Below are 24,222 nucleotides of genomic sequence, written 5' to 3' on the forward strand. Positions count from 1 at the left end.
GCCCCTCCACGGCGGCTCACCGGCCGTCCTTTTGACTGAGGAGAAGTGTTGTGAAGCGACTGCGGATGCCCGCGGAGTGGCATCGGCACGCGGCCTGCCTGATCGCGTGGCCGACCCGGGAGGCGCTGTGGGGTGACGGTTTCGAGGGCGCCGAGCGCGACTACGCGGCGACGGTGCGGGCCGTCGCGGAGTTCGAGCCCGTCACCGTCGTGGTGCCGCCCGGCCGGGCCGGCCGGGTGCGGGAGTTGTGCGGCGTGGACATCGACACCGTCGAGATCCCGCTGGACGACTCCTGGCTCAGGGCCTCCGGCCCGGTCTTCGTCCACGGCCCGGCGGGCGAACCCGTCGGCGTGGACTTCCGGTTCAACTCCTTCGGCGAGCGGTTCTTCCCCTACGACCAGGACGAGAAGGCCGGCGAACGGCTCCTGCGCGCGCTGGGCGTGGCGCGCCGGGGCAGCATGACGGTGCTGGAGGGCGGGGCGGTCACCGTCGACGGCGAGGGCACCCTCATCACCACCGAGCAGTGCCTGCTCAACCCCAACCGCAACCCCCGGCTGGACCGGCACGACATCGAGGCCGAGCTGGGGCACCTGCTCGGGGCCACGAAGGTGATCTGGCTGCCTTACGGCCATCTCGAAGGGGACACCGACGGACACGTCGACCACGTGTGCCAGTTCGTGGGGCCCGGCCGGATCGTCGTCGAGGCCCCCGGCGACCCCGCCGGGCCGGACCACGCGCGGCTCAAGGCCAACCTCGCCGTCCTGGCGGCGGCCACCGACGTACACGGCCGCCGCCTGGAGATCACCGAGCTGCCGCCCCGGCAGACCGTGCGCGCGTACGGCGAGGACGTGGGCGTCAGCTACACCAACTTCTACATCGCCAACGGCGGAGTGGTGGTGCCCCTGGCCGGCACCGACGCGGACGCGCGGGCGCTCGCCACCCTCGCGACCGTCTTCCCGGACCACAAGGTCGTCGGCGTGGAAGCCCGGGCCCTCGCCCTCGGCGACGGCGGCATCCACTGCGTGACGCTGCAACTGCCCGCCGCACGCGGGGAGGCGGGAGCGTCGTGAGCAGCGCCGACAGTGACATACGTGTACCAGCGGCCGCCCTGCGCCGGGCCCACGCGGGGGTCGTCGTCACCTTCGCGCTGATCGGCGTGGTCAACGGCATCCTGGTGGCGCGCCTCCCGGGGCTCGCCGGCAAGCTGGGGTTGGACGCCGGAAAGGTCGGGGTGCTCATCCTCACCTGGGGCGTCGCGGCCACGGTGACGATGCAGTGCGTGCGCTGGCTCGTCGCCGCCGTGGGCAACCGGGCGCTGCTGCGCGTCGGCGCCCCGGCGGTCACCGTCGCGGTGGGCCTCTTCGGCCTCAGCCCCAGCTATCCGCTGCTGCTCGCGGCGGCCGCCTGTTTCGGGGTCACCTCCGGGGTCGCCGAGACGATGATGAACGCCCAGGGCAGCCTGGTCGAACGGCTCTCCGGCCGGCCGCTGATGAACGGTCTGCACGCCGGGTGGAGCACCGGGGCGGTGACGGGCGGCCTGCTGGCGGCGCTGCTGGCCGCCCTCCACGTCTCGTACACCGCCTCGGTGGTGACCGTCGCGGTGTGCGCGCTGCCGGTCGCGCTGGCGGTGGGCGGGACGTATCTGGACGAGCCTGCCGAGGAGGAGACGTCCGAGGGGCGGCGGGGCCTGCCCGCGAGCGTCTATGTGATCGGCGCGATCTCGTTCCTGGGCCTGCTGCTGGAGGGGCTGGTCGCCGACTGGAGCGGTCTGCTCCTCCACGGCGACCTCCACGCCTCCGAGGCGCTCGCCGCGCTCGCCTACCCGGCCTTCGAGCTCGCGACGCTCACGGGCAGGCTGTTCGGCGACCGGCTGCGCGTCCGGGTCGGCGGCCGGTCGCTGCTCGCGGCGGCGGGCGGGGCGACGGCCGTGGGCGTCCTGGTGGTCGTCACCGCCGGGTCGGCGCCGGTGGCGATCGCGGGGTTCGCGCTGACGGGCCTGGCGGTGTGCGTGGTCGTCCCGCTGACGATGTCGCTGGCCGGGACGGTCGCGCCGGGACGGTCGGACGCGGCCATCGCCCAGGTGTCGGCCATGGGCTACTCGGGGTTGCTGGTGGGTCCGGTCGTCATCGGGTTCGTCGCCGAGGCGAGCACGCTGCGCACCGGGATCGGGCTGACGACGGTGGCGGCGCTCCTGATCGCCGCGGGCAGCCGGGCCGTTCCCGCGCACGACGCCCACCACCGGACGACGGAAGGCTGACGGCACGCGAGGGGGGCGGCTCGGCGACGGCCGAGCCGCCCCCCCCTTGCGTTCAGGGGGTGACCGCGAGCTCGATGTAGGCGGCCAGGAGCGAGAGGTGGAGGCCGCCCTGGAGCACGGTGGCCCGGCCCGGGATGACGGTCAGGGTGCCGACGGCGACGGTGAGGGCGAGCAGCACCATGTGGGTGGCGCCCAGGCCGAGGACGAGCGGGCCCTCCAGCCACACCGAGGCCACCGCGACGGCGGGGATGGTCAGCCCGATGCTGGCCATGGCCGAGCCCAGGCCGAGGTTGAGGCTGGTCTGGACGCGGTCGCGGCGGGCGGCGCGCAGGGCCGCGATCGTCTCGGGGAGGAGCACCAGCATCGCGATGACGACGCCGACGACCGAGGCGGGCAGGCCGGCCGCCGCCACGCCCGACTCGATGGTGGGCGAGACGCCCTTGGCCAGGCCGACCACCGACACCAGGGCGACGCCCAGCAGGCCGAGGCTGACCAGGGCGACGCGGGTGGAGGGCGGGTGGGCGTGGTCGTCGCCGTCGATGACCTCGCCCTCGGCGGTCACGGGCAGGAAGTAGTCGCGGTGGCGCACGGTCTGGGTCGCGACGAACAGGCCGTAGAGGATGAGGGCGGCGGTCGCGGCGAAGACGAGCTGGGGCGGGGAGAACCGGGGCCCCGGGGTGCTGGTGGTGAAGGTCGGCAGGACCAGGCTCAGGCCGGCGAGCGTCGCGACGCTCGCGAGGGCGGCGCCCGTGCCCTCGGCGTTGAACACCGCCACCCGCCGCCGGAGGGCGCCCACCAGCAGGGACAGGCCGACGATGCCATTGCAGGTGATCATGACGGCGGCGAAGACGGTGTCCCGGGCCAGGGAACTGCTCTTCTCGCCGCCGTCGGCCATCAGCGTGACGATGAGCGCCACTTCGATGACCGTCACCGCGACCGCCAGGACCAGTGACCCGAACGGTTCACCGACCCGGTGCGCGATGACTTCCGCGTGGTGCACCGCGGCGAGGACCGCACCGGCCAGGCAGCAGCTCACGACGACCACCAGCCCGACGGACAGTGACCGTCCCCAGGTCAGGGCCAGCACGACGGCGGCCACGACGGGCACGACGGCCGGCCAGTGGGCGAGGGGTGAGCGGAACCGAATCGTCATGCCCCAAGCTTCGCAGATGACCGGAAAACCCGACCAAGGGTGATTCGAACCCCCATCACCGAGCGAACCATCCGTAAGCCGGATAAATTGGACGGAAGCTCCCCTGGAACGGAAGCTCCCTCGGAGAGGAGGCGTCATGTCCTCGAAGCGCCGTCGCAAGAAGAAGCAGCGCCGCAAGCACGCGGCCAACCACGGCCGCCGTCCCCAGTGCTGAACCGGACCCGGCTGCCCCGTCGCGCGGACCGCGTCAGCGCGCGTGCCTGACGCGGTACGCGAGGTCCGCGGCCGCCAGTCGCTGCAGTAGCGCGTCGCCCATCGCCACGGCGGGGGTGACCTGTCCGGCCGTCACCGGCAGGTCGTCCAGCGCCAGGCACAGCGACGCCTCGGCGAACATCTTCGCGGTCTCGCCGTAGCCCGGGTCGCCTCCCGTGAGCTCGGTGAACACCCTCCGTCCGCCGCCCTCGCCCACGAACCGCAGCCGGAACCAGCCGCGCTCGCGCCATCGCGCGTCCGGCCCGCGCCCGGGTTCGTACCGGGCCGTCAGCCACGACCTGACGGGCGGCACCTGAGCGAGGGCCGCCGCCGCGCCCACCGCGACGGGCCCGGCCAGTGCCATCGGCAGGGTCTTCACGGACGCGTAGTGGCGGTAGCGGAAGTCGGGGCCGTAACGTTCCAGCGCCTCGGCCGAGCGCCGTACGACCACCGGGTCGAGCGTGGGCAGCGGCAGCGCCCACGTGCCCGTCTCCTTGCTGAACCGCGGCGCGCCCAGCGGCGCGGCGACCCGCCGACCGGCCGGCCGGGGCTCGTGGCGCCGCCGCTCCCGGGCCGCGGCCGCCGCCTGGTTCCGCCGCGCGAGGATCGTCAGCGACGGGGCGAGCGTGCCGCCGGAGACCAGCCCCATGGCCTGGACGAATCCGTCGACCGTCAGCGGCACGCCCTCCGGGAGCCGCCGCACGGTGAAGTACGCCCCCAGGTCGTGCGGCAGCGAGTCGAAGCCGCAGGCGTGGACGATCCGCGCGCCGGTCTCCCGGGCCCGCGCGCCGTGGCGGAGGAACATCAGGTCCACGAACTCCGGCTCGCCCGTGAGGTCCGTGTAGTCGGTGCCGGCCTCCGCGCACGCGGCCACCAGTTCCTCGCCGTAGCGGATGTACGGCCCGACGGTCGACGCGACGACGTGCGCGGACTCCGCGAGCGCCCGCACGGCCGCCGGGTCGGACGCGTCGGCCGTCACGATCCCCAGTTCGGCGGCCCGCGCCGGGTCCACCGCCGCGAGCCGCTCCCGCAGCCGTTCCAGCTTCTTCCGGTCACGTCCGGCGAGCGCCAGCCGGCAGGATTCCGGCGCGTGTTCCAGCAGGTACTCGGCGGTGAGCCCGCCGACGAACCCCGTGGCTCCGAAAAGCACGACGTCGTAGGGCCGTTGGGGACCGTCCTGTCTGTTCATGGCGCCTCCGTCTCCCGTGTCCGGGCCACCTTACGCCCGCGCGCGTCAGTGGGCGGTCCAGCCGCCGTCCATGACGAGGGTGGTGCCGGTGACGAACGAGGCGTGCGGCGCGCAGAGGTAGGCCACGGCCTCGGCCACTTCCTCCGGCTCGACGAGCCGCTTGAGCGCCGTGTCGCGCAGGAGGACGTCGGCCAGGACGTCCTCGACGGGCAGGGCGTGGGCGGCGGCCTGGTCGGCGAGCTGTTTCTCCACGAGAGGGGTGCGGACGTAGCCGGGGCTGACGCAGTTGGAGGTGACACCGTGCGCGGCGCCTTCGAGGGCCACGGTCTTCGACAGCCCTTCGAGGCCGTGTTTGGCGGTGACGTAGGCGGACTTGTAGGCGGAGGCGCGCAGTCCATGGACGGAGGAGATGTTGACGACGCGGCCCCAGCCCCGCTCGTACATGTGCGGCAGGGCGCCGCGGATCAGCCGGAAGGGGGCTTCCAGCATGATGGTGAGCATCGTGTGGAAGGCGTCGGGCGGGAAGTCCTCGACGGGGCGGACGAGCTGGATGCCCGCGTTGTTGACGAGGATGTCGGCGCCGGCGGCGGCCTGTTCGGCGGCGTCGAGGTCGGTGAGGTCGAGGACCACGGGCTCGACCGCCCCGGGGAGGTCCCGCGCCCGCCGGACGAGGCCGTCGAGGCCGGCCGCGTCGCGGTCCAGCGCGCGGACGTGGGCCCCGGCGGCCGCGAGCCGTAAGGAGCAGGCCGCCCCTATGCCGCTCGCGGCTCCGGTGACGAGCGCGGTGCGGCCGTGGTGACCGGGGGCGCCGGGCGGGGGTGCGGGTACGGAAGTGGCGGTCATACCCGCACCCTAGGCATCAACAGGCGGGGATGTCCTCGTCCTGGCGTACGCACTCGATCGCGTAGTCGCCGGTCTCGTCGTCCACGGTGACGCCGTGGGTCTCGCTGCGGAAGCCGGGGAAGCGGCGGTCGAAGGACTCCAGCGCGCCGAGGTAGCGCAGCAGGGGCCCGTCGGCGGCGCCGATGGACTCGCCGGGCATCAGGACCGGGATGCCGGGCGGGGTGACGGTGACCATGGCCGCGGCCACGCGGTCCGCCGCGTCGGCGAGGCGGACGCGCTCGGTGCCCCGGCGGATGAGGCGCTGGTAGCACCACTGGGGCGGGACGACGGGGCGGGGCAGCTCCTGGAAGGCGGTGTCGAGGAGGCCGACGAGGTCCGCGTCGCGCAGGTGGTCGTGCATCGACCGGCACAGCTCGCGCAGGGTCGTGCCGGTGTAGCGGCGGGGGTACCGGTCCACCAGGCCGGGCAGGACGCGGTCCAGGGGCGCGTCCTCGTCGTGGAGCGCCTTGAAGTCCATCAGGGCGTCCAGCAGGGTGCCCCACTTGCCCTTGGTGATGCCCATGGAGAAGAGGATGAGCGTGGTGTAGCTGTCGGTCTTCTCCACGACGATGTTGCGGGTCGCGAGGTAGGCCGTCAGGACCCGGGCCGGGATGCCCCACTCCGCCCAGGCGCCGGTGGCGTCGATGCCGGGACAGGTGAGGGTGACCTTGACCGGGTCGAGCTGGCAATAGCCGTCGGCGAGGCCGGGGAAGCCGTGCCAGTCGGCGCCCGGTTCCAGCTGCCAGCACGAGGCGTGCGAGCGCAGCAGCTCGGCGGGGGCGTCGGCGAAGTCGTAACGCTCGCCGGTCGCCGGGTCGGTGACGGCCGGGGGCTGCCAGGCGCCGAAGAACCAGCCGGGGCGGTCACCGGCCGCCGCGACACGCCGCCCCATGCGGACGACGGCCTGACGGAAGCGGATCGCCTCGGTGACCGCCTCGTCGACCAGCCAGTGGCCCTGCGGCCCGTCCATCATCCCGGCCGCCACGTCGAGGGAGGCGATGGCCGGGTAGAGCGGCGATGTCGTGCCGTGCATCATGAACGCCTCGTTGAACCGCTCGTGTTCGACGGGTGCCCTGGGTGATGGCTTGATGTGGACCATCGCACTTTGCGACAGCGCCGCCAGCAATTTGTGCGTGGACTGGGTGGAGAAGACCGTGGGACGGTCGGGCCCGTCGAAGGTGTCGGGGCCGACGGACATCCCGTAGCGCCCCGCGTAGAGGGGGTGGAAGCGCGCGTAGGCGAACCACGCCTCGTCGAAGTGGACGCGCGGGGCGCTGGGGGCGAGTTCGCGGGCGACCCGGATCGCGTCGTAGCACAGGCCGTCGTAGGTGGAGTTGGTGAGGACGGCGTATTCGGCGTGGGGTGACACCGCGCCCGGGGTGAGCGGGTTGCGGGCGACGCGGCCGGCCACGGACGCCGCCCCGATCTCCGCCGGGGGCAGCGGGCCGGCCAGTCCGTAGCCGTTGCGGGTGGGCACGAGGTAGACGGGGCGGGCGCCGGAGAGGACGAGTCCGTGGAGGACGGACTTGTGGCAGTTGCGGTCCACCAGGGCGATCTCGTCCTGGGCGACGCAGTAGTGGCCGACCATGCGGTCGGCGGTGGAGTTGCCGTGGAGGACGAAGTAGGTGCGGTCGGCGCCGAAGATCCGGGCGGCGTTGCGCTCGGCCTCGCCGATCGGGCCCGTGTGCTCGTAGAGGGAGCCGAGCTCCTCGACGGAGATCGACAGGTCGCTGCGGAAGAGCCGCTCCCCGTAGTGGTCGAAGAAGGCGCGCCCGACGGGCGACTTGAGGAAGGCCACGCCTCCGGCGTGGGCCGGGGTGTGCCAGGAGTACTCGTGCGCGTCGTCGAAGCGGCGCAGCGCCTTGAAGAACGGCGGGAGGACCGACTGGCGATAGGCGCGCGCCGCGCCGGTGATCCGGCCGGCGATGAACGCGGGGGTGTCCTCCAGCGGCCAGACGTAGCCGACGACGGTCTCCGCCACCCACAGGGGCAGCCGCTCGAGGTCGTCGTCGGCGCCGTCGGACATCACCAGGAGTACGGGCAGGTCCGTGAAGCGCCGTCCGATCCGGCGCAGTACCGCGGCGCCGCCCGGCTCGTCCCCGTCCTTCTCCCGGTCCTTCTCCGCGTCCTTCCGCGCCGGGCTCCGCCTTCCCGGCGGGAGGTCCCAGGCCACCACGGCGGCCGCCAGCCCTGCTTCGGTCCGCAGGACCGCCCCGGCGTCGGTCCCGGTGCGGGCCCAGCGCACTTCGAGGCCGTGGGCCTCCACCTCCTCGCGGATCCTGCGCAGTTGCCCGCCCGCGGCGCCCGCGCCGAGCGGGTCCTCGTCGAGCGCGAACAGCACCGTGCCGCCCATCATGGCATCCCCCGTCTGTTGAGATGATCCGCCTGTCCGGACCACGGCAGTGTCCTGGCGGACTGTTGCCGTCTGTGCTCCTCCGGCGGGCAAACCACTCTCCGGGGCGATTCTCCGGGCGATGTCAACGCGTCGCGGCGCGGTGGGTCATGAGCGCCGCATGGCCAGTTTTCCCACCACCCAGTGGCCGCACCGGGCGCACTCGGGCGCTCCCTCCCAGCTGTACGGGGGCATCACGGGCAGGTCGTGGATGCTGAAGCACTCCCGCTCGAAACCGCTCGACGTCGCGCAGCGGACCACCTCGTACTCATGGGTCCAGCTCAGTCCGCAGTGCGCGCACGCGAAGTCGACGACGTCTATGCCCTTGTCAGCGTTCATCCGCACCCCTTTGGCCTTGGTGACGCACATATCCGGCCATCATCGGGCCGCGCCCTCGGGGTGGGAACAAAGCGCGGGGCAAGGGCGCGCCGGGAATCCGTCCAGGTCTCGCCAAGGGGCGACTATCCCCGTTGTCCGGCGCCCGCCCGGGATCGTGAGCCGATGACGGTCGCCACCAACCCGACGAGCCCCAGCGCCTCTGGGCTCATTCCCCGGGAACAGACGGCGACGACGACGATCACGATCACGACGGTGAGCGCGTCGTGCACCTGATCGGCGAGCGGATGACGGTGGGGCGCGTACCGCCGAATCTGCTGAATCCTCATGCCCTTCACGATCACTCCCCTGACTGTCGTGACTGGGTTACCGGCGGAACGTGATGTTTCCGCTTAACGGAACTGTGCAGCCTGAAAGGGTGTGCAATCAAATACAAAGCGAATTACTCACCCTTGTGTCGCAATCCGAAAGGGAAATCACGCCCGGGAGACCATACGCGACCGCCCCCGGCCGGGCGACCGGCCGGGGGCAGCGGGGAGGAACCATCGGGTGCTACTGAACGACCTTCAGGAGCTTGTTGGGGGTTCCCGCACCGGGGTTGGCAATCTTGTCGGCGGTGGCGCCCTGGGTCAGGGCGTTCGCCACCTGCTCCGGGGTGGCGTCCTTGTGACCCGCGAGGTAGAGCGCGGCGGCACCCGTGACGTGCGGGGTGGCCATGGACGTACCGGAGATGGTCTTGGTGCCGGAGTCGCTGTCGTTCCAGTCGGAGGTGATGTCCGAGCCGGGGGCGTAGAGGTCGACCACGGCGCCGTAGTTCGAGAAGTCCGACTGCTTGTCGTCCTTGGTGCTGGAGGCGACGGTGATGGCCTCCTTCACCCGGGCCGGGGAGCCCTGGCCGGCGTCGGTGGACTCGTTGCCCGCCGCGACGGCGAAGGTGACGCCCGACGCGATGGCCTTCTGGACGGCGGCGTCGAGCGCCTCGTCCGCGCCGCCGCCGAGGCTCATATTGGCGACGGAGGGGCCCTTGTGGTTCTTGGTGACCCAGTCGATGCCGGCCACGACCTGCTCGGTGGTGCCCTGCCCCTCGGCGTTCAGCACCCGCACCGCCACGACCTTGGCCTTCTTGGCCACGCCGTGCGCGGCGCCGGCGATGGTGCCCGCCACGTGGGTGCCGTGGCCGTTGCCGTCGTCGGCCTTGTCGTTGTTGTCGACGGCGTTGAAGCCGTATGAGGCGCGACCGCCGAAGTCCTTGTGGCTGATGCGCACACCGGTGTCGATGACGTACGCGGTGACGCCCTCACCGGCGCTGTCGGGGTAGGTGTACTTGCCGTCGCCCTTGGTCTCGGTCTGGTCGATCCGGTCCAGGCCCCAGGAGGGTGGGGCCTCCTGAGCGCCCTTGACCGTGAAGCGGTGGTTCTGGACGACCTTGGCGACGGCGGGGTCGGCGGCGAGCCGCTTCGCCTCCTTCAGGTCGAGGCCGCTGGCGGAGAAGCCGTGGACGGCGGAGGTGTACGTACGCTCCAGCTTGCCGCCGTACCGCTCGGCCAGGCCCTTGCCTTCGGTCGAGACCGCGTGGGCGTCGGCGCTCTTCGCCACGCCCTTCGCGCCGTCCTTCACGCCGTCCTTCAGCAGAACGATGTAGCTGCCGTCGACGGCGTCCTTGGACGCCGTTCCGAAGACGGTGCCTTCCGCGGGCGCACTGGCTCCTGCGGGCAGGGCCAGCAGGGTGGCTCCGGCCGTCACGGCCGCGGCGGTGGATATCGCCAGGACGAGACGTCGTTTGCCGGTGCGCTTGTGGGCTGCCATAACGAGGGTTCCTCCTCGTGGAGTTGTGGGGGGGCGTCGCGTGTTCGGTCACACGACACACCCGGGGCGAACACGGATTCGCTCCGGGTGATCCAAAACCCTGGCAGCGTTGACGCGCTCAGATCAACACCGATCGAAGATGTGTGGCATACGCAACATTCTTGCGGAACTACAAACAGCAAGGAACACAGGCAAGTTGGACAGTGGCTCCTGATAACTGCTGTCACGTTTTACAACGCCGACACAGACAACTCATCTCTTGCACACGCGACTTGTTCGCCGTCGTCTTGTCGGCGTAATAAACCTCTTACGGGTACGCTCGGCGATTTTTCCGCCCATCGGAGGAATCCGGGCGCGAACACGGCTGTACACACGCTCGGTTGTGCAGGCTGTCCCCGTGACGGGATGGCGAAGAGCTACACACGCGGGGGTGTTGGCGGCGCTCGCCGTGTTCGCGCCGGCGGGCGAGGCGGCCGCGGACGACGGCGGCGCGCACGCCGCGCTCGGCGACACGTCGGTGACGGCTGTCCTCCACCACCTGCCGAACCCACTGGCGCTGCTCCCGCACCCGCCGACCCATGTGACCGCGTCCCTTCTGGGCGGCGCGGTGAACGCCGAGGTCATCGACAGCGGTACGGGCTGTCTGAACGTCAACGCGCAGGTACCTCCCGCGAACGCGGACGCGGAGGTGTGGCTGCGCTGCCGCAAGCCGGCCCCGCCTGCTCCGGCCCCACCGGCCCCCGCCCCTCCGGCACCGGCGCCACCGGCTCCCGCACCGGCACCACCCGCACCCGCGCCACCGGGGCCTGGCGCTCCTCCGGCGCCCGCGCCGCCCGGACCGGGGGCACCCCCGGCACCGGGCGCGCCTCCGGCTCCCGCGCCGCCCGCGCCCGCTCCCCCGGCGCCGGGTGCCCCTGGCGCACCACCGGCACCACCCGCACCCGCGCCTCCGGCACCGGGGCCTGGTGCTCCCCCGGCGCCCGCCCCGGGCGCACCACCGGCACCAGCACCGCCCGCACCACCAGGCGCCCCACCCGCCCCTCCGGCTCCGGCGCCCCCCGCGCCCGCTCCCCCGGCGCCGCCCGCGCCACCGGCCCCCGGCGCACCGGCCGTTCCGGGCGCGCCGCCGGCGCCGGGCGTCCCCGCGCCCATGCCTCCCGGGCAGCCGGGTCAGCCCGGCCGGCCCGGGCTGCCCGGGCTGCCCGCGCCGCCGGGAGCCGCCGCGCCCGGGGCACGGGCTCCGGGCGTCGTGCCCGTCGGCGACACCCCACCGCGAGCGGCCCCCGCACCGCCGCCGCCCGCGCCCGCCCCTCGCGCCCCGGCGCCACCGCCTCGGCCCCGGCCGCGACCGGGCTATCCCCAGGGGTCCGCCCACCACGGCGTTCTCAAGGCCCTCAACAAGAAGCGGGTGCACGGCATCCCGCTGGTCACGCTCACCCTGCTGATCACGGCTCCGGCCGTGCTGGCGGCGGCGCTGCTGCGGCCGCGTTCGGCCGGCGCGCGGCGTCGCTGACCCAGCGCGTCAGCGCGGCACCTCGGCCGCGCCCCCGGCGCGGATCGCGGCCAGCACGGCCTCGTGGAAGGCCCGCAGTCCCCCGGGCGGCACGGCCCGGGGGCCGCCGGTGAGCGTGTACCACTCCTCGGCGCCGGTGTACTGCACGCGGACGTCCGCCAGTCCGTCGGGGCGTCGTGCCGTGACCACGGTGAGGTCGCCGGTGATGACCCCGACGTCGTCGGTCATCGCCCCACCCGGTCCGGCGGTCACTTTGTCCTCGTAGCGCTCCTGGCTCGCTCCTGTGTTCATGACGTACACGTATCCAGCATCTTGGTGAGCATGCCTCGCTCCTCCTCGGTCACGCTCAGGCCATAGGTGGACTTCACCGAGGTCCATCCCCGGCCGTAGAAGCACCAGGCGCTCTTCGCCGGCGGCTGCCACTGGTCCGGGGACTGGTCGCCCTTGGAGCGGTTCGAGGCGGCGGAGACCGTGAGCAGCTGCGGGTGCGTCAGGTCGTTGGCGAACGCCTTGCGCCGGTCGTCGTCCCACTTGTCGGCGCCCGAACGCCAGGCGTTGGCCAGCGGCACGATGTGGTCGATGTCCACCTGACCGGCCTTGTCGGCGGTCTTGTCGTCGTAGAGGCTGTGCCAGGTCCCCTCGACGGCCCGGCACTCGCCGTCCCGCTTCACGCCCTTGCCGTCCCGCTCCAGGACCGTCTCCCGGGTGTCGCACTTGTTGCCCTGCTGGGCCCAGTGGGGGAACTTGGCGCGGCTGTAGCCGGACATCGAGTGGGGCTTCTCCGCCTTCAGCGCGGCCAGTTGCTTGCGGGCCTCGCCCGTCGTCGGGAGCCCCGGCAGCGGGTCGCCCGCGCGGTTCTTCCCCTCGCCCGACGGCGCGGGCGCCTTGGACGCCGCCGACGACGCGCCGGCCGGTCGCGACGGTGAGCCGGACGACGCGGCCGCGTCACCGGACTTGCCTCCGCAACCGGCGAGGGTGGCCCCCACCGCGCACACGGCGACCACCAGCGCCGCGACCCGCCCCTGACGAAGCCTCATTCTCCGACAACCCCTTCGATCACAACACACACATCCGGCATAACGTTCGATCCTACGTGCAGGCCGGCCACCGGGAGATCTTCCCCTCCCCGATCGTGTGAATCCGCGCCCGGGGCCCGGTGCCGCGCCGAGCGGCGTCCGCACAGTGGGGTGATGACGCCATGGGAAGAGGACGAGGAACGGGCCGCCGGGGTCGTCGGATACGCCACCGCCCAGCTCGGGCACACGCGGGAGTTGCTCGGCATGCTCAGCGACGCGCAGTACGTGTGCCGGCCCCATGAGGCCGGCAGCTGCGTCGCCGGGCACGTTCGGCACTGCGTGGACCACTACACCGCGCTCCTGGCCGGCGCGGGCGGCGGCACGGTCGACTACGACCGGCGGAAGCGCGGCGGTGTGCTGGAGACCGACCGGGGTGCCGCGCTGGCGCGGCTGGCCGACGTCTCCGCCCGGGTGGCCGCGGTGACACCGGCGGATCTCGACCGGCCCGTGGACGTGCTCAGTGTGGTGGACGCGGCGGGCACGGTCGTCCGCACGCGCTCCACCGTGGGGCGGGAGCTGCTGTTCGTCGCCCACCACGCCGTCCACCACCTGGCGGTGATGGTGCCGGTCGCCCGTGCCCTGGGCGTGGCCGTGCCCGTGGAGTTCGGGTACGCGCCCGCGACGCTCGCCTACCTCCGACGAGCCTGAGCCGCGACGAGCCTGAGCCGCCCGGACCCGGTCGTCGGCGGTCAGCCGAAGAAGGCCGGCCTGCGGTCGCGGGTGTGCCGGTGGAAGGCGATCCCGGCGACGACGACGGCACCGAGGAACCACAGCGGGCCCAGAAGCAGGTAGGGGAACGGGAAGGAGTCCCGGAAGCCCGCGGTGACCGCGGCCTGCATGGCCCCGTAGGACGGCAGGTAGCGGATGAAGTCGTTGTCGGCGACCGGATTGGCGATGGGGCTCTGCAGGCCGGTGTCGATGATGCTGGTCATGATGATGAGCAGCATTCCGGCCAGTTCGCCGCGCAGCGTCGCGCCGAGCATCACCCCGAAGCCGCCGTAGGTCAGCGCGCCGGTGGTGAGGGCGAGGCCGAGCAGCCAGGGCTGCCGGGGGTGCCAGTAGAGGCAGACCACGGCGGTGGCGTAGGCGCTGGTCAGGACGGCCGCGAGGAGCAGCGCCACGAGCTTGCCGGCGATCAGCTGGGGGCGGGGGTAGCCGGCCATGGCGAGCCGGTGGTCGAACCGGCCCGCCGTGAAGGTGACGGAGAACATCATGAAGCCGACGATCAGGGTGACGGCGTTGAGGGCCCCGGAGATGTTGCTGAGGTTGTTGCCGGGCGCGGTGATGGTCTCGTCGGTCGCGCGCAGCAGGAACCGCACCTCGGCGGAGGTGATCACCACATGGCCGAGGGAGATCCACAGCGGGAGGTAGAAGAGGACGAGGACGAGCGCCAGCCTGTTCCGGGAGTGTTCGAGCAGCGCGTAGCGGGCGGCGGTGGAGAAGTACGTCCAGGCGGAGGTGGAGGCGGTGCGCACGGCCGGTTCACCCGCCCCGGCGCGCGTCGTCGACGAGCCGTCCGGCGTCGAGCCGCCACAGGTCGTCGAACCGGCTGGTGTCATAGGCGATGTGGGTGACGACCAGACAGGACCGCCCCACGGCCCGGAGCTGCCCGGCCAGTTCCCAGAACCGTTGGTAGGCCTCCCAGTCGAAGCCCTGGTAGGGCTCGTCCAGGAGCAGCAGGGGCGGGTCGTGCATCAGGGCGAGGACGAGATTGAGTTTCTGCTGGGTGCCGCCGCTGAGGGTGCCGATCCGGTGCCGCCGGTAGTCGGCGAAGTGCAGGGTCTCCAGGAGTTCGTGGGCGCGGTCGAGGCCGGGCAGGCCGTAGGCGACGCGGAAGAGTTCGAGGTGCTGTTCGACGGTGAAGGCGGGGTTGAGCACGGTCTCCTGGGGGCAGTAGCCGATGCGGCCGGGGCCTTTGACCACGCCCCGGTCGGGCCGGAGCCGCCCGGCGAGGATGCGCAGCAGGGTCGACTTGCCGGACCCGTTCTCGCCGACGACACCCGCCAGGCGGCCCGCCCGCAGCTCCATGTCGACGCCGCGCAGCACACGGTGCCTGCCGTATGCCTTGTGGACGTCGTGGACCTCCAGGAGCGGCCGTGCGTCACTCATCGCTCCCATCCCTACCACCGGGGTGCCGCCCCCGGCGGTAGCCGGTCGGCCGGGGGCGGTCAGGAGCGGCCGATCGGCCCTCGCGGAAGGGTCGGGCTCAGCCGTCGAGCGACGTCAGGTCGAGGCCGCTCAGGCGCTCGGGGTCGGCGAGGATGTCGATCTCGACGATCCGTCCGTCCGTGATCGTGAAGCCCAGGACGGCCGTGGGCCGCCCGCCGACGATCGACACGATGCCCGCGGCGCCGTTGACGAGCGCCGGCCGCGACGAGCCGGCGGCACGCTGGAAGAGCAGCGCCTGCCCGGCCACCGCGGCGGGGCCGCGCAGCTCCCGCGACCCGCCGGCGAGGCCCGCGCCGGTGTCCGCGCGCAGGACGACGTCCGGGTCGAGCAGGGTCACCAGGGCGTCGAAGTCGCCGCCGCGCGCGGCGGCGAGGAACGCGTCGACGACCTCCCGCTGCCGGCCGAGGTCGGCGTCGGGCACGGGCGCGGTGCCCCGCACCCGGCGGCGGGCCCGGCTGGCGAGCTGCCGGGCGGCCGCCGGGGTGCGGCCGACCATGGGGGCGATCTCGTCGAACGGCACGGCGAACATGTCGTGCAGCACGAACGCGAGGCGCTCGGCGGGGGCGAGCGACTCCAGCACGACGAGCAGCGCGAGGCCGACGGAGTCGGACAGCAGCGCCTCCTGCTCGGGGTCGATCCCGTCGACGCCGCTGACGACCGGGTCGGGCACGTGGACGTGGACGTCCAGGGACTGCTCGCCGCGCGTATTCCGCGAGCGCAGCATGTCCAGGCACACCCGGCCGACGACGGTCGTCAGCCACCCGCCCAGGTTCGCGACGTCCTCGGTGTCGGCACGGGCCAGCCGCAGCCACGCCTCCTGCACCGCGTCGTCGGCCTCGCTGAGCGAGCCGAGCATCCGGTAGGCGACCGAGCGCAGGTGGGCTCGGTGGGCCTCGAAGCGCTCGGCCAGGAATTCCTCGTTGTTCATCGGTCGCTTTCTTCCGTCGGCGTTCGTCATCCCATTGACGAAGGAGACCGTACGGATGTGACACACCGGATCACGAGGCCGGGGTGACGGCGGGGACCGGCGGTCACGCGCAGGGCCGGGGATTCACGGCCCCGGTTCGAGGCGTCGGCCCCGGCCCTCCGCCGCGTCGATCAGCACGTGGGCGGTGGCGGTGGGCATGGAGAGCATCGGGTAGTGGCCGGTGGGGAGTTCGAAGAAGGTGGTGTCCTTGTCGACCACGGCTCGAAGCCGTGGGTCGCCGGCCCGGTGGAGGGCCTCGATCATGGCGAGGGTGTTGCCGTTGGCCGTGCAGAACACGGCGGAGGCGGGCAGCCGGTCGCCCGCTCCGGTCAGGCGGAGGGGTTCGGTGAACGAGCCGTAGGGGTGGCCGACGGCTAGCCGGCGCATGCGGGCGAGTGCCGCGTCGTCCAGGCCGTCGAGGCTGCCCCACGCCGGGAGTTCGTCCGGTCCCGGCAGGGGGAAGCGCGATCCCTCGCCCTCGGTAGCGACGCGCTTCTCGAACGCCGCCCGCCGTTCGGGGTCCATGAACGTGTTCACGACGCTCTCCCCGTCCTGGGGCGCGGCGGCGTCGAGGAAGACGACGCGGCCGACGCGTTCCGGGCAGCGGTCGGCGGCGCCCAGGACGGGGAAGATGCCGTAGCTGTGGCCGACCAGGACGACGTCGGAGAGCTCCTCGTACGCGAGGACGTTGAGGACGTCCTGCACGTGGGTGCTCAGCCCGGTGCCGGCCGTGGCGAGGTGGGCGCGGTCCCCGAGGCCCGTCAGGGTGACCGGTACCGCCCGGTGCCCCGCGCGCTCCAGCTCCGCCGCGACGTCCCGCCAGGCCCAGCCGCCCAGCCAGCCGCCCGCCACCAGGACGAACACCGCCATGACCCCACCTCCAGGATCCGCCGCACCACGTCGCCACAAGTGGGCCCGCCCGCCGCATTATGGTGCGGGCGGGCGGGCCGCGTCACCCCTGTTCGTCCAGGAAGGCGGCCAGCTTGGCGGCGAATCCGGCCGGGTCCTCCCCGGGCGCGCCGTGGCCCGCGTCGATCTCGGCGTAGCGGGCGCCGGCGATGCCGGCGAGGAGCGCCTGCTGCTGCTCGGCGTCGATGATGCGGTCGTGGGCGCTGGCGAGGACGAGGGTCGGGGCGGTGATCCGGCCCAGGAGCGGGCGCAGGTCCACCTGCCGGTCGACCTCGGTCTGCCGTACCGCGCCGGGTGTGATCATCGGTATCAGGGCGCGGATCAGCTCCTCGTTGGCCGCCGCGTCGACGTGCTGCCAGTAGCGCGGCCCGTAGGCCATGAGCGGCAGCAGGCGCGGGAAGAGGGCGGTGCCGTGCGCGGCGTCGGCGCGCATCAGCTCCAGCCAGTAGCGGAACTCGGCGTCCATGCGGACGTCGGTGTGCGCCCATCCCGCGTGGAGGGCGAGCGAGCGGACGCGCTCGGGCCGGGTGGCGGCGAGGTGGGTGGCCACGGCCGAGCCGAGCGAGTGGCCGGCCAGGTGGAAGGTGTCCAGGCCGGCGGCGTCGGCGGCGGCGAGGACCTCGTCGGCCAGGTCGGCCAGGGTGAGGGGGCCGCCGTGGTCGGTGGTGCCGCCCGAGCCCGACAGATCGGGGGCGACGACGGTGAACCGGTCCGCGACCGCCTCCGTCAAGGGCTGCCACTGCTCACGGGTGGCGGCGGTGCCGTGCACCAGGACCACCCCCGGTCCGGTGCCGGTGATGTCGTACTCGACGGTGGCGTCGCCGCCGCTGATGCCTATGGTCGTCTTGGGCATGATGGGGCTGTCTTTCCTGGTCAGAGGGGTGTGATGGCCCTCATCCCATCGCGGACCCGGTTGTCGGCCAACCACCGGATCGCGCTTACACTCATCGCGAAACCCGATCAATGGGGTGGGTGTGGAGATCCGGCAGTTGCGCTACTTCCTGACGGTGGCGGAGGAATTGCATTTCGGGCGGGCCGCCGAGCGGCTGCACATCGTGCAGTCGGCGGTCAGTCAGCAGGTCCGCCGGCTGGAGCGGGAGCTGAACGCCGAACTCTTCGACCGCACCACGCGGGCGGTGAGCCTGACCGAGGCGGGCCGGCGGCTGCTGCCGCACGCCAGGGAGGTCCTGGCCGCGGAGGTCCGGGGACGGGCGGCGGTCGACGAGCTGCGCACCGAACAGGCGGCGACCCTGCGGCTCGGCACCAGCGCCGGGCTGGGCACCCGCCTGGACGCCATCCTCGACGGGTTCGCCCGGCTGGCCCCGGGCGCCCGCCTGGAACTGGTGACGGCCGCCACCGACGCCCGGCTCCGCTCGGTGCGCTCGGGCGAGCTCGACGCGACGCTGCTGCGGGGCGAGCGGCCGGGTACGGGGCTGGAGTTCCTGCCACTGTGGGAGGACGCGCTCATGGTCGCCCTGCCCGCCCGCCACGACCTGGCCGTCCGCGCGGTGGTGGACACCGCCGACCTCGCCGGGCTGCCGCTGCGGCTGTCCCCGCCGTCGCGCAACCCCGCCCTGTACGACCTGGTGACCGCCTCCTGCCGGGAGGCCGGCTTCGAGCCGGTCATGGGGCCGGAGTTCACCACCGCGCAGGACACGCTGGCGACGATCGGCTTCGGCATGCCGTCGTGGACGGTCTTCTACGCGCCGCACGCGGAGCAGTTGCCGGTGCCGGGGGTGGTGTTCCGGCCGCTTCGGAATCCCTCGCCGGTGATGCGGACGTTCCTGGCCGTGCGGCCGGATCCGCCGCGTGCGGTGCTGCGGGCGCTGATCGAGGCGTGCCACGGGGCGTAGCGGTTCCCGGGTTCCCTCACGCCAAGCGGCGCCGGCCGTACACCCCGTACGTCACCCCCGCGCACACCCCGTAGAAGACCAGGAACCCCGCATACGCCCACTCACCGTTCCCCGTGCTCAAGAACGACTGCCGGAACGCGACGTTCACCAGCACTCCCCCAGCGCTCCCACTGCGCCGGCGAAGCCGATGAGTGTCGTCGCGCGGTCGGCCCGGGTGTCGTGGACGGCCGGGATCATGCGGTAGGTCGAGCCGTTGCCGAGGCCGCTGAGCACGAACAGGGCGATGAAACCGGCGAAGAAGACCGTGACCCAGTGGGCCCGCGCCGCGGCGAGGACGAGCGCGCTGCTCGCCGCCATGGCCGCGAAGACGGCGAGGGTGACGCGGGCACCGCCGAGGCGGTCCGCCAGGGCGCCCCCGTACGGGCGGGCCAGTGAGCCCAGCAGGGGCCCGGCGAAGGTGAGGCTCGCGACCTTCACCGGTGTGTCGAACTGGTCGTGGAACTGCGTCTGGAGCACCAGCCCGAAGGCGAACGAGAAGCCGATGAACGACCCGAACGTCCCGATGTAGAGCAGCGAGATCCCCCAGGTATGGCCGTCGCCGATGATCTCGCGGAGCGCGGGCCGGGTGTCGCGCACCGCCGGGAGGTCGTCCATCCAGCGCAGGGCCGCGAGAGTGGCGAGGACGACCAGGGGGACGTAGGCCAGCGGGAGCAGGGCGGGGTGCCCGGCGCCGGCGGTGGCGAGGACGAGGAGGCCGGCGAGCTGCACGGCGGGGACGCCGATGTTGCCGACGCCGGCGTTGACGCCCAGGGCCCGGCCCTTGAGACGCCCGGGGTAGAAGGCGTTGATGTTGGCCATGGAGGAGGCGAAGTTGCCGCCGCCCACGCCGGCCACGGAGGCGACGAGCAGCAGGGTCGTGAAGGACACTCCCGGCCTGAGCACGGCGGCCATGAGGAGGGTGGGCACCAGCAGGAGGAGCGAGCTGAGGACCGTCCAGGCGCGGCCCCCGAAGCGGGCCACCGCGTACGTGTACGGCAGGCGCAGGACGCCGCCGACGACGGTCGGCACAGCCGTGAGCGTGAACTTGCCCGCCGGGTCGATGCCGTACTCAGGGCCGAGGAAGAGCACCAGCACCGACCACATGCTCCACACCGAGAAGCCGATGTGCTCGGTGAACACGGACACCAGGAGATTGCGCCGGGCGACACGCGAGCCGGTGCGCTCCCAGAACCCGGGCTCTTCCGGCCGCCAGTCGGTGAGGGTGCGGGTCCGGGGGCGACCGCCTGCGGCCGGGCTCTCCGGGGCGACCGCGCGGACCGGCCACGTCCGCAGGGACTCCGCGACGCCGTCCTCGTCGACGCGTTCGCCCGTCCGCAGGTCGTACGTCTCCTTGTACATGGGTGAGGTCACCACCGGCACGCCGCCCAGGCTGCCGGTGAGGCCGCGCGAGATGACGTACGCGCCGCTGACGGGGTCGCGGTTGTCCAGCGCGTAGAGCGTTCCGTCCCCGTCGCGGAAGACCGCGATCTGCTCTCCGGAGACGAGGGCGGTGACGCCGCGCCCCGGGGTGAGGTCGCCGTAGCGGCAGACGGCGGTCCAGGCCGTGGCCTCGTCGGTGCCGCCGATCTCCACCCGCGCGTCGGGGTGGACGAGGGTGGTGGTGGAGGAGTGGTCGTTCATCGGGTGCCTACCTCTTCGGGGAGGGCCGGGCGGATCTGCTCGCGCTCCGGGACGAAGCTGACGGAGGGGTCGGGGGTTCCCGGGGCGTTGACGAAGGAGACGAAGCGCCGCAGCCGCTCGGGGTCGGCGAGGGTGGCGGCCCACTCGTCCTCGTAGCCCTCGATGTGGCGGGCCATCAGCTCGTCCAGTTCCCCGGCGATGCCGAGCGCGTCGTCGACGACGACGGCGCGCAGGTGGTCGAGGCCGCCTTCGAGGCGTTCGACCCAGGGGGCGGTGCGCTCCAGGCGGTCGGCGGTGCGGATGTAGAACATCAGGAAGCGGTCGATGGTGCGGATGAGGGTGCCGCGGTCGGTGTCCTGGAGGAGGAGGTCCGCGTGGCGGGGCGTGGCGCCGCCGTTGCCGCCGACGTAGAGGTTCCAGCCCTGGGCGGTGGCGATGACGCCGAAGTCCTTGCTCCGCGCCTCGGCGCACTCGCGGGCGCAGCCGGAGACGGCGGCCTTGATCTTGTGGGGGGAGCGCAGGCCCCGGTAGCGGAGCTCCAGTTCGATGGCGAGGGCCACGGAGTCCTGGACGCCGAAGCGGCACCAGGTCTGCCCGACGCAGGACTTCACGGTGCGCAGGGACTTGCCGTAGGCGTGCCCGGACTCGAAGCCCGCGTCGACGAGGCGGCGCCAGATCTCGGGGAGCTGGTCGACGGTGGCGCCGAACATGTCGATGCGCTGACCGCCGGTGATCTTGGTGTAGAGGCCGAAGTCCCGGGCGATGGCGCCGATGGTGATCAGGCCGTCGGGGGTGATCTCGCCGCCGGGGACGCGGGGCACGACGGAGTAGGAGCCGTTGCGCTGGAGGTTGGCGAGGAAGTGGTCGTTGGTGTCCTGGAGGGCGGCCTGTTCGCCGTCGAGGATGTAGGAGGTCTCGCCGAGCCCGGCCAGGATGGAGGCGACGGCCGGCTTGCAGACGGCGCAGCCCTGACCGGTGCCGTGTTCGGCCAGGAGCCGGGCGAAGGAGGTGATGCCCTTGACGCGGATGATCTCGTAGAGCTCGGCGCGGGTGTGGGTGAAGTGCTCGCACAGGCCGCGGCTGGTCGGGGCGCCCGCGGCGGCGAGTTCGCCGGTGACGATCGAGGTGAGGAGCTTCTCGCAGCTTCCGCAGCCGGTGCCGGCCTTGGTGCACTTCTTGACGGCGGGCACGGTGGTGCACTCGCGCTCGCTGACAGCGGCGCGGATGGTGCCCTTGGTGACGTTGTGGCAGGAGCAGACGACGGCCCCGTCGGGCAGCGCCGCGGCGCCGACACTGCCGCCGCCCGCCGACCCGGCGGGCCGGGGCAGGAGCAGTTGTTCGGCCGGTACGGGCAGGGGGGCGCCGTTGCCCGCGAGGGGGCGCAGGGTGGCGTAGTCGTCGGTGTCCCCGACGAGGATGCCGCCGAGCAGCGAGCCGTCGGGGCCGAGGGTCAGCTTCTTGTAGACGCCGGCCCGGCTGTTGGCGTAGGTGACGTCCAGGGCGCCCTCGGTGGTGCCGTGGGCGTCGCCGAAGCTGGCCACGCCCACGCCGAGGAGCTTGAGCTGGGTGGAGGTGTCGGCGCCGGTGAACTCCCCGGAGGCGTCGCCGGTGATGGCGCGGGCGGCGGTCTCGGCCATGGCGTAGCCGGGGGCGACGAGCCCGTAGACGCGGCCGTCGACGGCCAGGGCGCATTCGCCGATCGCGAAGACGTGCGGGTCGGCGGTGCGGCAGCGGGCGTCGACGACGATGCCGCCGCGTTCGCCGACGGGCAGGCCGCAGTCCCGGGCGAGCCGGTCCTGGGGCCGGACGCCCGCCGAGAAGACGACGAGGTCGGTGGGGAAGCCGGTGCCGTCGGAGAGCGTCAGGGCGCCGACGCGTCCGTCGGGGCCGGTCCCGACGGCCTGGGCGCCGGCGCCCGTGTGGACGGTGACGCCGAGTTCCTCGATCTTGCGGCGGAGCAGCGCGCCGCCGGCGTCGTCTATCTGAAGGGACATCAGCCGGGGGGCGAATTCGACGACGTGGGTCTCGAGTCCGAGGGCACGCAGGGCTCCGGCGGCCTCCAGGCCGAGGAGCCCGCCGCCGATGACGGCGCCGGCGCGGGCCCGGGCGGCGTCGGCGCGGATGGCGTCGACGTCATCGAGGGTGCGGTAGACGTGGCAGCCGTCGGCGTCGTGGCCGGGGACGGGCGGGACGAAGGGGTAGGAGCCGGTGGCGAGCACGAGGGTGTCGTAGGGCACGCGGGCGCCGGAGGCGGTGGTGACGGTGCGGGCCGGGCGGTCGACGGCGACGGCCGGGTCGCCCAGACGCAGGTCGATGCCGTGGGTGGTGAGGAAGTCCGGCGGGCACAGGGACAGTTCCTCGGCGGTGGTGCCGCTGAAGGCCGAGGTGAGGTGGACGCGGTCGTAGGCGGGCCGGGGCTCCTCCGCGAGGACGGTCACCGCGAAGCGCCCGGCCGTGCCGGTCCGCTCGTGGAGGGCTTCCAGGAAGCGCTGGCCGACCATGCCGTGGCCGACGAGGACCAGCCGGTGCGGGGCCGAGGTGGAGAGCGGGGGCGTCACGCGCGGGCTCCTTCGGGGTTGAGCAGGTAAGAGGGGTCTGCGGGCAGCGGTTCGTCCCGTTGCCAGGCGAGGGCGATGTCGCCCGTGGCGGCGAGGTCGCCCAGGAGGACGCCGGCGACGAGCCGGTCGCCGCGCAGGACGAGCGTGGTGGAGGTGCCGCGCGTGGTGTCGGAGTAGCGCAGCACGTCGTGGCCGGGGGCGTGTTCGGCGGTCATGTCGCCGAACGCGGCGAGCTGGAGGGGGCCCGCGGACAGCCGGGTCAGGGGGCGGGCGCCGGTGTGGCGGGCGCCGGGGTCCGTGCCGGAGAGGTGGGCGGCGAGCGCGTCGGCCTGGGCCCAGGCGGGTCCGGTCAGTCCGTGGACGGCGCCCCGGTGCTCGGCGCAGTCGCCGATGGCGTGGACGCCGGGGGCGGAGGCGGCCAGCCGGTCGTCGACGACGACGCCGTGGCGTACGCGCAGCCCCGCCGCCCGGGCCAGCGCGGTGCGGGGCCGGACGCCGCAGGCGAGCAGGACGAGGTCGGTCTCCAGCTTGGTGCCGTCGGCGAGTTCGAGGGCCTGGACGTGGTCGGTGCCGTGGAGGGTGACGGGCCGGGCGGCGAGGTGCGTGGTGATGCCGAGGGCGGCGAGCCACCCGCGCGCCAAGTGCGCGGAGCGGTCGTCGAGGTGGCGTTCCATCAGCCACGCGCCCCGGTGGACGATCGTGGTGGGCGTGCCGAGGGCGGCCAGGGCCCGGGCGGCGCTGACGCCGAGCACTCCCCCGCCGATCACGACGGCGTGCGTGGCGCGGCGGGCGGCGTCGGCCAGGGCCCGGCAGTCGGCGAGCGTGCGCAGGAGGTGGACGCCGCCGGGTTCCGGTTCGCCGTCGCGCAGGCCCCGCAGGGGTGGCACGACGGGGGCGGCTCCGGTGGCGAGGACGAGCGCGTCGTAGGGGGCGGTGGTGCCGTCGGCCAGGGTGAGGGAGCGGGTGGCGGGGGCGACGGCCGTGACGCGGGTGCCGGTGCGCAGGGTGGTGCCCTCCCCCAGCGGCAGGCCGATGGCGTCGGGGTCGTAACGGCCGGTGAGGACGTCGGCGAGGAGGGCACGGTTGTAGGGCGCGTCCGGCTCCGCCCCGTACAGCGTCACCTCGGCGGCACCGGGGGATGTGCGGGCGAGGAGTTGCTGGGCGAAGCGGGCGGCGGCCATGCCGGCGCCGACGACGGCGACGCGGCGGATATTCATGCTGCCGCTCGTG

22 protein-coding genes and 2 pseudogenes are annotated in these 24,222 nt (G+C 73.3%); 5 read left to right on the forward strand and 19 right to left on the reverse strand.

The window, feature by feature from the left end; all coding sequences use genetic code 11:
* Positions 1 to 50 precede the first annotated feature (50 nt).
* Both EKH77_RS01700 and EKH77_RS01705 read left to right on the forward strand, forming a co-directional pair.
* Positions 51 to 1,070, forward strand: coding sequence for an agmatine deiminase family protein (locus EKH77_RS01700; RefSeq protein WP_126912661.1), 1,020 nt, complete (start codon positions 51 to 53; stop codon positions 1,068 to 1,070).
* The gene (locus EKH77_RS01705; RefSeq protein ID WP_126912662.1) at positions 1,067 to 2,257 is read left to right on the forward strand and encodes an MFS transporter; all 1,191 of its coding nucleotides are present in this window, start codon (positions 1,067 to 1,069) and stop codon (positions 2,255 to 2,257) included. Before EKH77_RS01700 ends, EKH77_RS01705 begins: the two co-directional genes overlap by 4 nt.
* 52 nt (positions 2,258 to 2,309) lie before the next feature.
* Here the strand turns inward: EKH77_RS01705 and EKH77_RS01710 are convergent, their stop codons facing one another.
* From EKH77_RS01710 to EKH77_RS32840, 8 genes are all read right to left on the reverse strand, one after another.
* On the reverse strand, positions 2,310 to 3,410 hold the full coding sequence (locus EKH77_RS01710) for a calcium:proton antiporter (protein WP_126912663.1): 1,101 nt from the start codon (positions 3,408 to 3,410) through the stop codon (positions 2,310 to 2,312).
* Positions 3,411 to 3,657: 247 nt separating this feature from the next.
* Positions 3,658 to 4,851, reverse strand: a complete 1,194-nt coding sequence (locus EKH77_RS01715) for a saccharopine dehydrogenase family protein (protein WP_126912664.1) — start codon at positions 4,849 to 4,851, stop codon at positions 3,658 to 3,660.
* 45 nt (positions 4,852 to 4,896) lie between these two features.
* Entirely contained in the window at positions 4,897 to 5,694 is a 798-nt protein-coding gene (locus EKH77_RS01720) for a 3-hydroxybutyrate dehydrogenase (RefSeq protein WP_126912665.1), read from the reverse strand.
* Between the two features lie 16 nt (positions 5,695 to 5,710).
* A complete protein-coding gene (locus tag EKH77_RS01725) occupies positions 5,711 to 8,089 on the reverse strand; it encodes an Orn/Lys/Arg decarboxylase N-terminal domain-containing protein (protein ID WP_126912666.1) in 2,379 nt (792 codons plus the stop codon).
* A 144-nt stretch (positions 8,090 to 8,233) separates the two neighbouring features.
* Positions 8,234 to 8,464 carry a hypothetical protein gene (locus EKH77_RS01730; RefSeq protein WP_126912667.1) on the reverse strand — a complete coding sequence of 77 codons (231 nt, stop codon included), beginning with the start codon at positions 8,462 to 8,464 and terminating at the stop codon, positions 8,234 to 8,236.
* Between the two features lie 122 nt (positions 8,465 to 8,586).
* Positions 8,587 to 8,805 carry a hypothetical protein gene (locus tag EKH77_RS01735; protein WP_206279792.1) on the reverse strand — a complete coding sequence of 73 codons (219 nt, stop codon included), beginning with the start codon at positions 8,803 to 8,805 and terminating at the stop codon, positions 8,587 to 8,589.
* A 208-nt stretch (positions 8,806 to 9,013) separates the two neighbouring features.
* Positions 9,014 to 10,267, reverse strand: coding sequence for a S8 family peptidase (locus EKH77_RS01740; RefSeq protein WP_126912669.1), 1,254 nt, complete (start codon positions 10,265 to 10,267; stop codon positions 9,014 to 9,016).
* 650 nt (positions 10,268 to 10,917) lie between these two features.
* A complete protein-coding gene (locus EKH77_RS32840) occupies positions 10,918 to 11,301 on the reverse strand; it encodes a hypothetical protein (RefSeq protein WP_164737693.1) in 384 nt (127 codons plus the stop codon).
* 116 nt (positions 11,302 to 11,417) lie between these two features.
* On the opposite strand from EKH77_RS32840, the gene EKH77_RS32845 reads away from it, so the two are divergent.
* Positions 11,418 to 11,780, forward strand: coding sequence for a hypothetical protein (locus EKH77_RS32845; protein WP_164737694.1), 363 nt, complete (start codon positions 11,418 to 11,420; stop codon positions 11,778 to 11,780).
* 9 nt (positions 11,781 to 11,789) lie between these two features.
* On the opposite strand, the gene EKH77_RS01750 is transcribed toward EKH77_RS32845, so the two are convergent.
* Positions 11,790 to 12,071: a hypothetical protein gene (locus tag EKH77_RS01750; RefSeq protein WP_126912671.1), complete on the reverse strand. Its 282-nt coding sequence runs from the start codon at positions 12,069 to 12,071 to the stop codon at positions 11,790 to 11,792.
* Entirely contained in the window at positions 12,068 to 12,817 is a 750-nt protein-coding gene (locus EKH77_RS01755; RefSeq protein WP_126912672.1) for an HNH endonuclease family protein, read from the reverse strand. Before EKH77_RS01755 ends, EKH77_RS01750 begins: the two co-directional genes overlap by 4 nt.
* 153 nt (positions 12,818 to 12,970) lie before the next feature.
* Here EKH77_RS01755 and EKH77_RS01760 point away from each other — a divergent pair, with 153 nt between their 5' ends.
* The gene (locus EKH77_RS01760; protein WP_126912673.1) at positions 12,971 to 13,504 is read left to right on the forward strand and encodes a DinB family protein; all 534 of its coding nucleotides are present in this window, start codon (positions 12,971 to 12,973) and stop codon (positions 13,502 to 13,504) included.
* Positions 13,505 to 13,545: 41 nt separating this feature from the next.
* Here EKH77_RS01760 and EKH77_RS01765 read toward each other — a convergent pair whose 3' ends face one another.
* From EKH77_RS01765 to EKH77_RS01785, 5 genes are all read right to left on the reverse strand, one after another.
* Positions 13,546 to 14,331, reverse strand: a complete 786-nt coding sequence (locus tag EKH77_RS01765) for an ABC transporter permease (RefSeq protein WP_126912674.1) — start codon at positions 14,329 to 14,331, stop codon at positions 13,546 to 13,548.
* A gap of 7 nt (positions 14,332 to 14,338) precedes the next feature.
* Positions 14,339 to 14,944 carry an ABC transporter ATP-binding protein gene (locus EKH77_RS01770; protein WP_164737940.1) on the reverse strand — a complete coding sequence of 202 codons (606 nt, stop codon included), beginning with the start codon at positions 14,942 to 14,944 and terminating at the stop codon, positions 14,339 to 14,341.
* 118 nt (positions 14,945 to 15,062) lie between these two features.
* Entirely contained in the window at positions 15,063 to 15,953 is an 891-nt protein-coding gene (locus tag EKH77_RS01775; RefSeq protein WP_126912676.1) for a sigma-70 family RNA polymerase sigma factor, read from the reverse strand.
* Between the two features lie 123 nt (positions 15,954 to 16,076).
* Positions 16,077 to 16,862: an alpha/beta fold hydrolase gene (locus tag EKH77_RS01780; RefSeq protein ID WP_126912677.1), complete on the reverse strand. Its 786-nt coding sequence runs from the start codon at positions 16,860 to 16,862 to the stop codon at positions 16,077 to 16,079.
* 82 nt (positions 16,863 to 16,944) lie between these two features.
* Positions 16,945 to 17,754, reverse strand: coding sequence for an alpha/beta fold hydrolase (locus EKH77_RS01785; RefSeq protein WP_126912678.1), 810 nt, complete (start codon positions 17,752 to 17,754; stop codon positions 16,945 to 16,947).
* Between the two features lie 121 nt (positions 17,755 to 17,875).
* Between EKH77_RS01785 and EKH77_RS01790 the strand changes: the two genes are divergently transcribed.
* A complete protein-coding gene (locus EKH77_RS01790; RefSeq protein ID WP_126917826.1) occupies positions 17,876 to 18,754 on the forward strand; it encodes a LysR family transcriptional regulator in 879 nt (292 codons plus the stop codon).
* A gap of 16 nt (positions 18,755 to 18,770) precedes the next feature.
* Here the strand turns inward: EKH77_RS01790 and EKH77_RS01795 are convergent.
* The 4 genes and pseudogenes from EKH77_RS01795 to EKH77_RS01805 all read right to left on the reverse strand — a co-directional run bounded on the left by EKH77_RS01795 (position 18,771) and on the right by EKH77_RS01805 (position 24,209).
* Positions 18,771 to 20,086: pseudogene (locus EKH77_RS01795) on the reverse strand (MFS transporter).
* 36 nt (positions 20,087 to 20,122) lie between these two features.
* Positions 20,123 to 20,434 (reverse strand): annotated as a pseudogene (locus EKH77_RS33535) (nitrite reductase (NAD(P)H) small subunit); the annotation flags it as partial.
* Complete coding sequence (gene nirB, locus EKH77_RS01800; protein ID WP_240667681.1) at positions 20,431 to 22,935, reverse strand: nitrite reductase large subunit NirB; 2,505 nt, start codon at positions 22,933 to 22,935, stop codon at positions 20,431 to 20,433. The pseudogene EKH77_RS33535 and the gene nirB, both read right to left, overlap by 4 nt.
* A gap of 53 nt (positions 22,936 to 22,988) precedes the next feature.
* A complete protein-coding gene (locus tag EKH77_RS01805; RefSeq protein ID WP_126912680.1) occupies positions 22,989 to 24,209 on the reverse strand; it encodes an NAD(P)/FAD-dependent oxidoreductase in 1,221 nt (406 codons plus the stop codon).
* Positions 24,210 to 24,222: the final 13 nt, after the last annotated feature.

Origin of the sequence: Streptomyces luteoverticillatus (assembly GCF_003970715.1) — a bacterium.
Taxonomy (GTDB): domain Bacteria; phylum Actinomycetota; class Actinomycetes; order Streptomycetales; family Streptomycetaceae; genus Streptomyces; species Streptomyces abikoensis.

What these genes read in the sequence shown, in the direction of transcription:
- EKH77_RS32845 (WP_164737694.1), top strand. Translation starts at nt 11,418, where the DNA reads ATGCCTCCCGGGCAGCCGGGTCAGCCCGGCCGGCCCGGGCTGCCCGGG.
- EKH77_RS01785 (WP_126912678.1), bottom strand. Translation starts at nt 17,754, where the DNA reads ATGCCCAAGACGACCATAGGCATCAGCGGCGGCGACGCCACCGTCGAG.
- EKH77_RS01710 (WP_126912663.1), bottom strand. Translation starts at nt 3,410, where the DNA reads ATGACGATTCGGTTCCGCTCACCCCTCGCCCACTGGCCGGCCGTCGTG.
- EKH77_RS01740 (WP_126912669.1), bottom strand. Translation starts at nt 10,267, where the DNA reads ATGGCAGCCCACAAGCGCACCGGCAAACGACGTCTCGTCCTGGCGATA.
- EKH77_RS01760 (WP_126912673.1), top strand. Translation starts at nt 12,971, where the DNA reads ATGACGCCATGGGAAGAGGACGAGGAACGGGCCGCCGGGGTCGTCGGA.
- EKH77_RS01780 (WP_126912677.1), bottom strand. Translation starts at nt 16,862, where the DNA reads ATGGCGGTGTTCGTCCTGGTGGCGGGCGGCTGGCTGGGCGGCTGGGCC.
- EKH77_RS01775 (WP_126912676.1), bottom strand. Translation starts at nt 15,953, where the DNA reads ATGAACAACGAGGAATTCCTGGCCGAGCGCTTCGAGGCCCACCGAGCC.
- nirB (WP_240667681.1), bottom strand. Translation starts at nt 22,935, where the DNA reads ATGGTCGGCCAGCGCTTCCTGGAAGCCCTCCACGAGCGGACCGGCACG.
- EKH77_RS01805 (WP_126912680.1), bottom strand. Translation starts at nt 24,209, where the DNA reads ATGAATATCCGCCGCGTCGCCGTCGTCGGCGCCGGCATGGCCGCCGCC.
- EKH77_RS01755 (WP_126912672.1), bottom strand. Translation starts at nt 12,817, where the DNA reads ATGAGGCTTCGTCAGGGGCGGGTCGCGGCGCTGGTGGTCGCCGTGTGC.
- EKH77_RS01750 (WP_126912671.1), bottom strand. Translation starts at nt 12,071, where the DNA reads ATGAACACAGGAGCGAGCCAGGAGCGCTACGAGGACAAAGTGACCGCC.
- EKH77_RS01725 (WP_126912666.1), bottom strand. Translation starts at nt 8,089, where the DNA reads ATGATGGGCGGCACGGTGCTGTTCGCGCTCGACGAGGACCCGCTCGGC.
- EKH77_RS01730 (WP_126912667.1), bottom strand. Translation starts at nt 8,464, where the DNA reads ATGAACGCTGACAAGGGCATAGACGTCGTCGACTTCGCGTGCGCGCAC.
- EKH77_RS01715 (WP_126912664.1), bottom strand. Translation starts at nt 4,851, where the DNA reads ATGAACAGACAGGACGGTCCCCAACGGCCCTACGACGTCGTGCTTTTC.
- EKH77_RS01720 (WP_126912665.1), bottom strand. Translation starts at nt 5,694, where the DNA reads ATGACCGCCACTTCCGTACCCGCACCCCCGCCCGGCGCCCCCGGTCAC.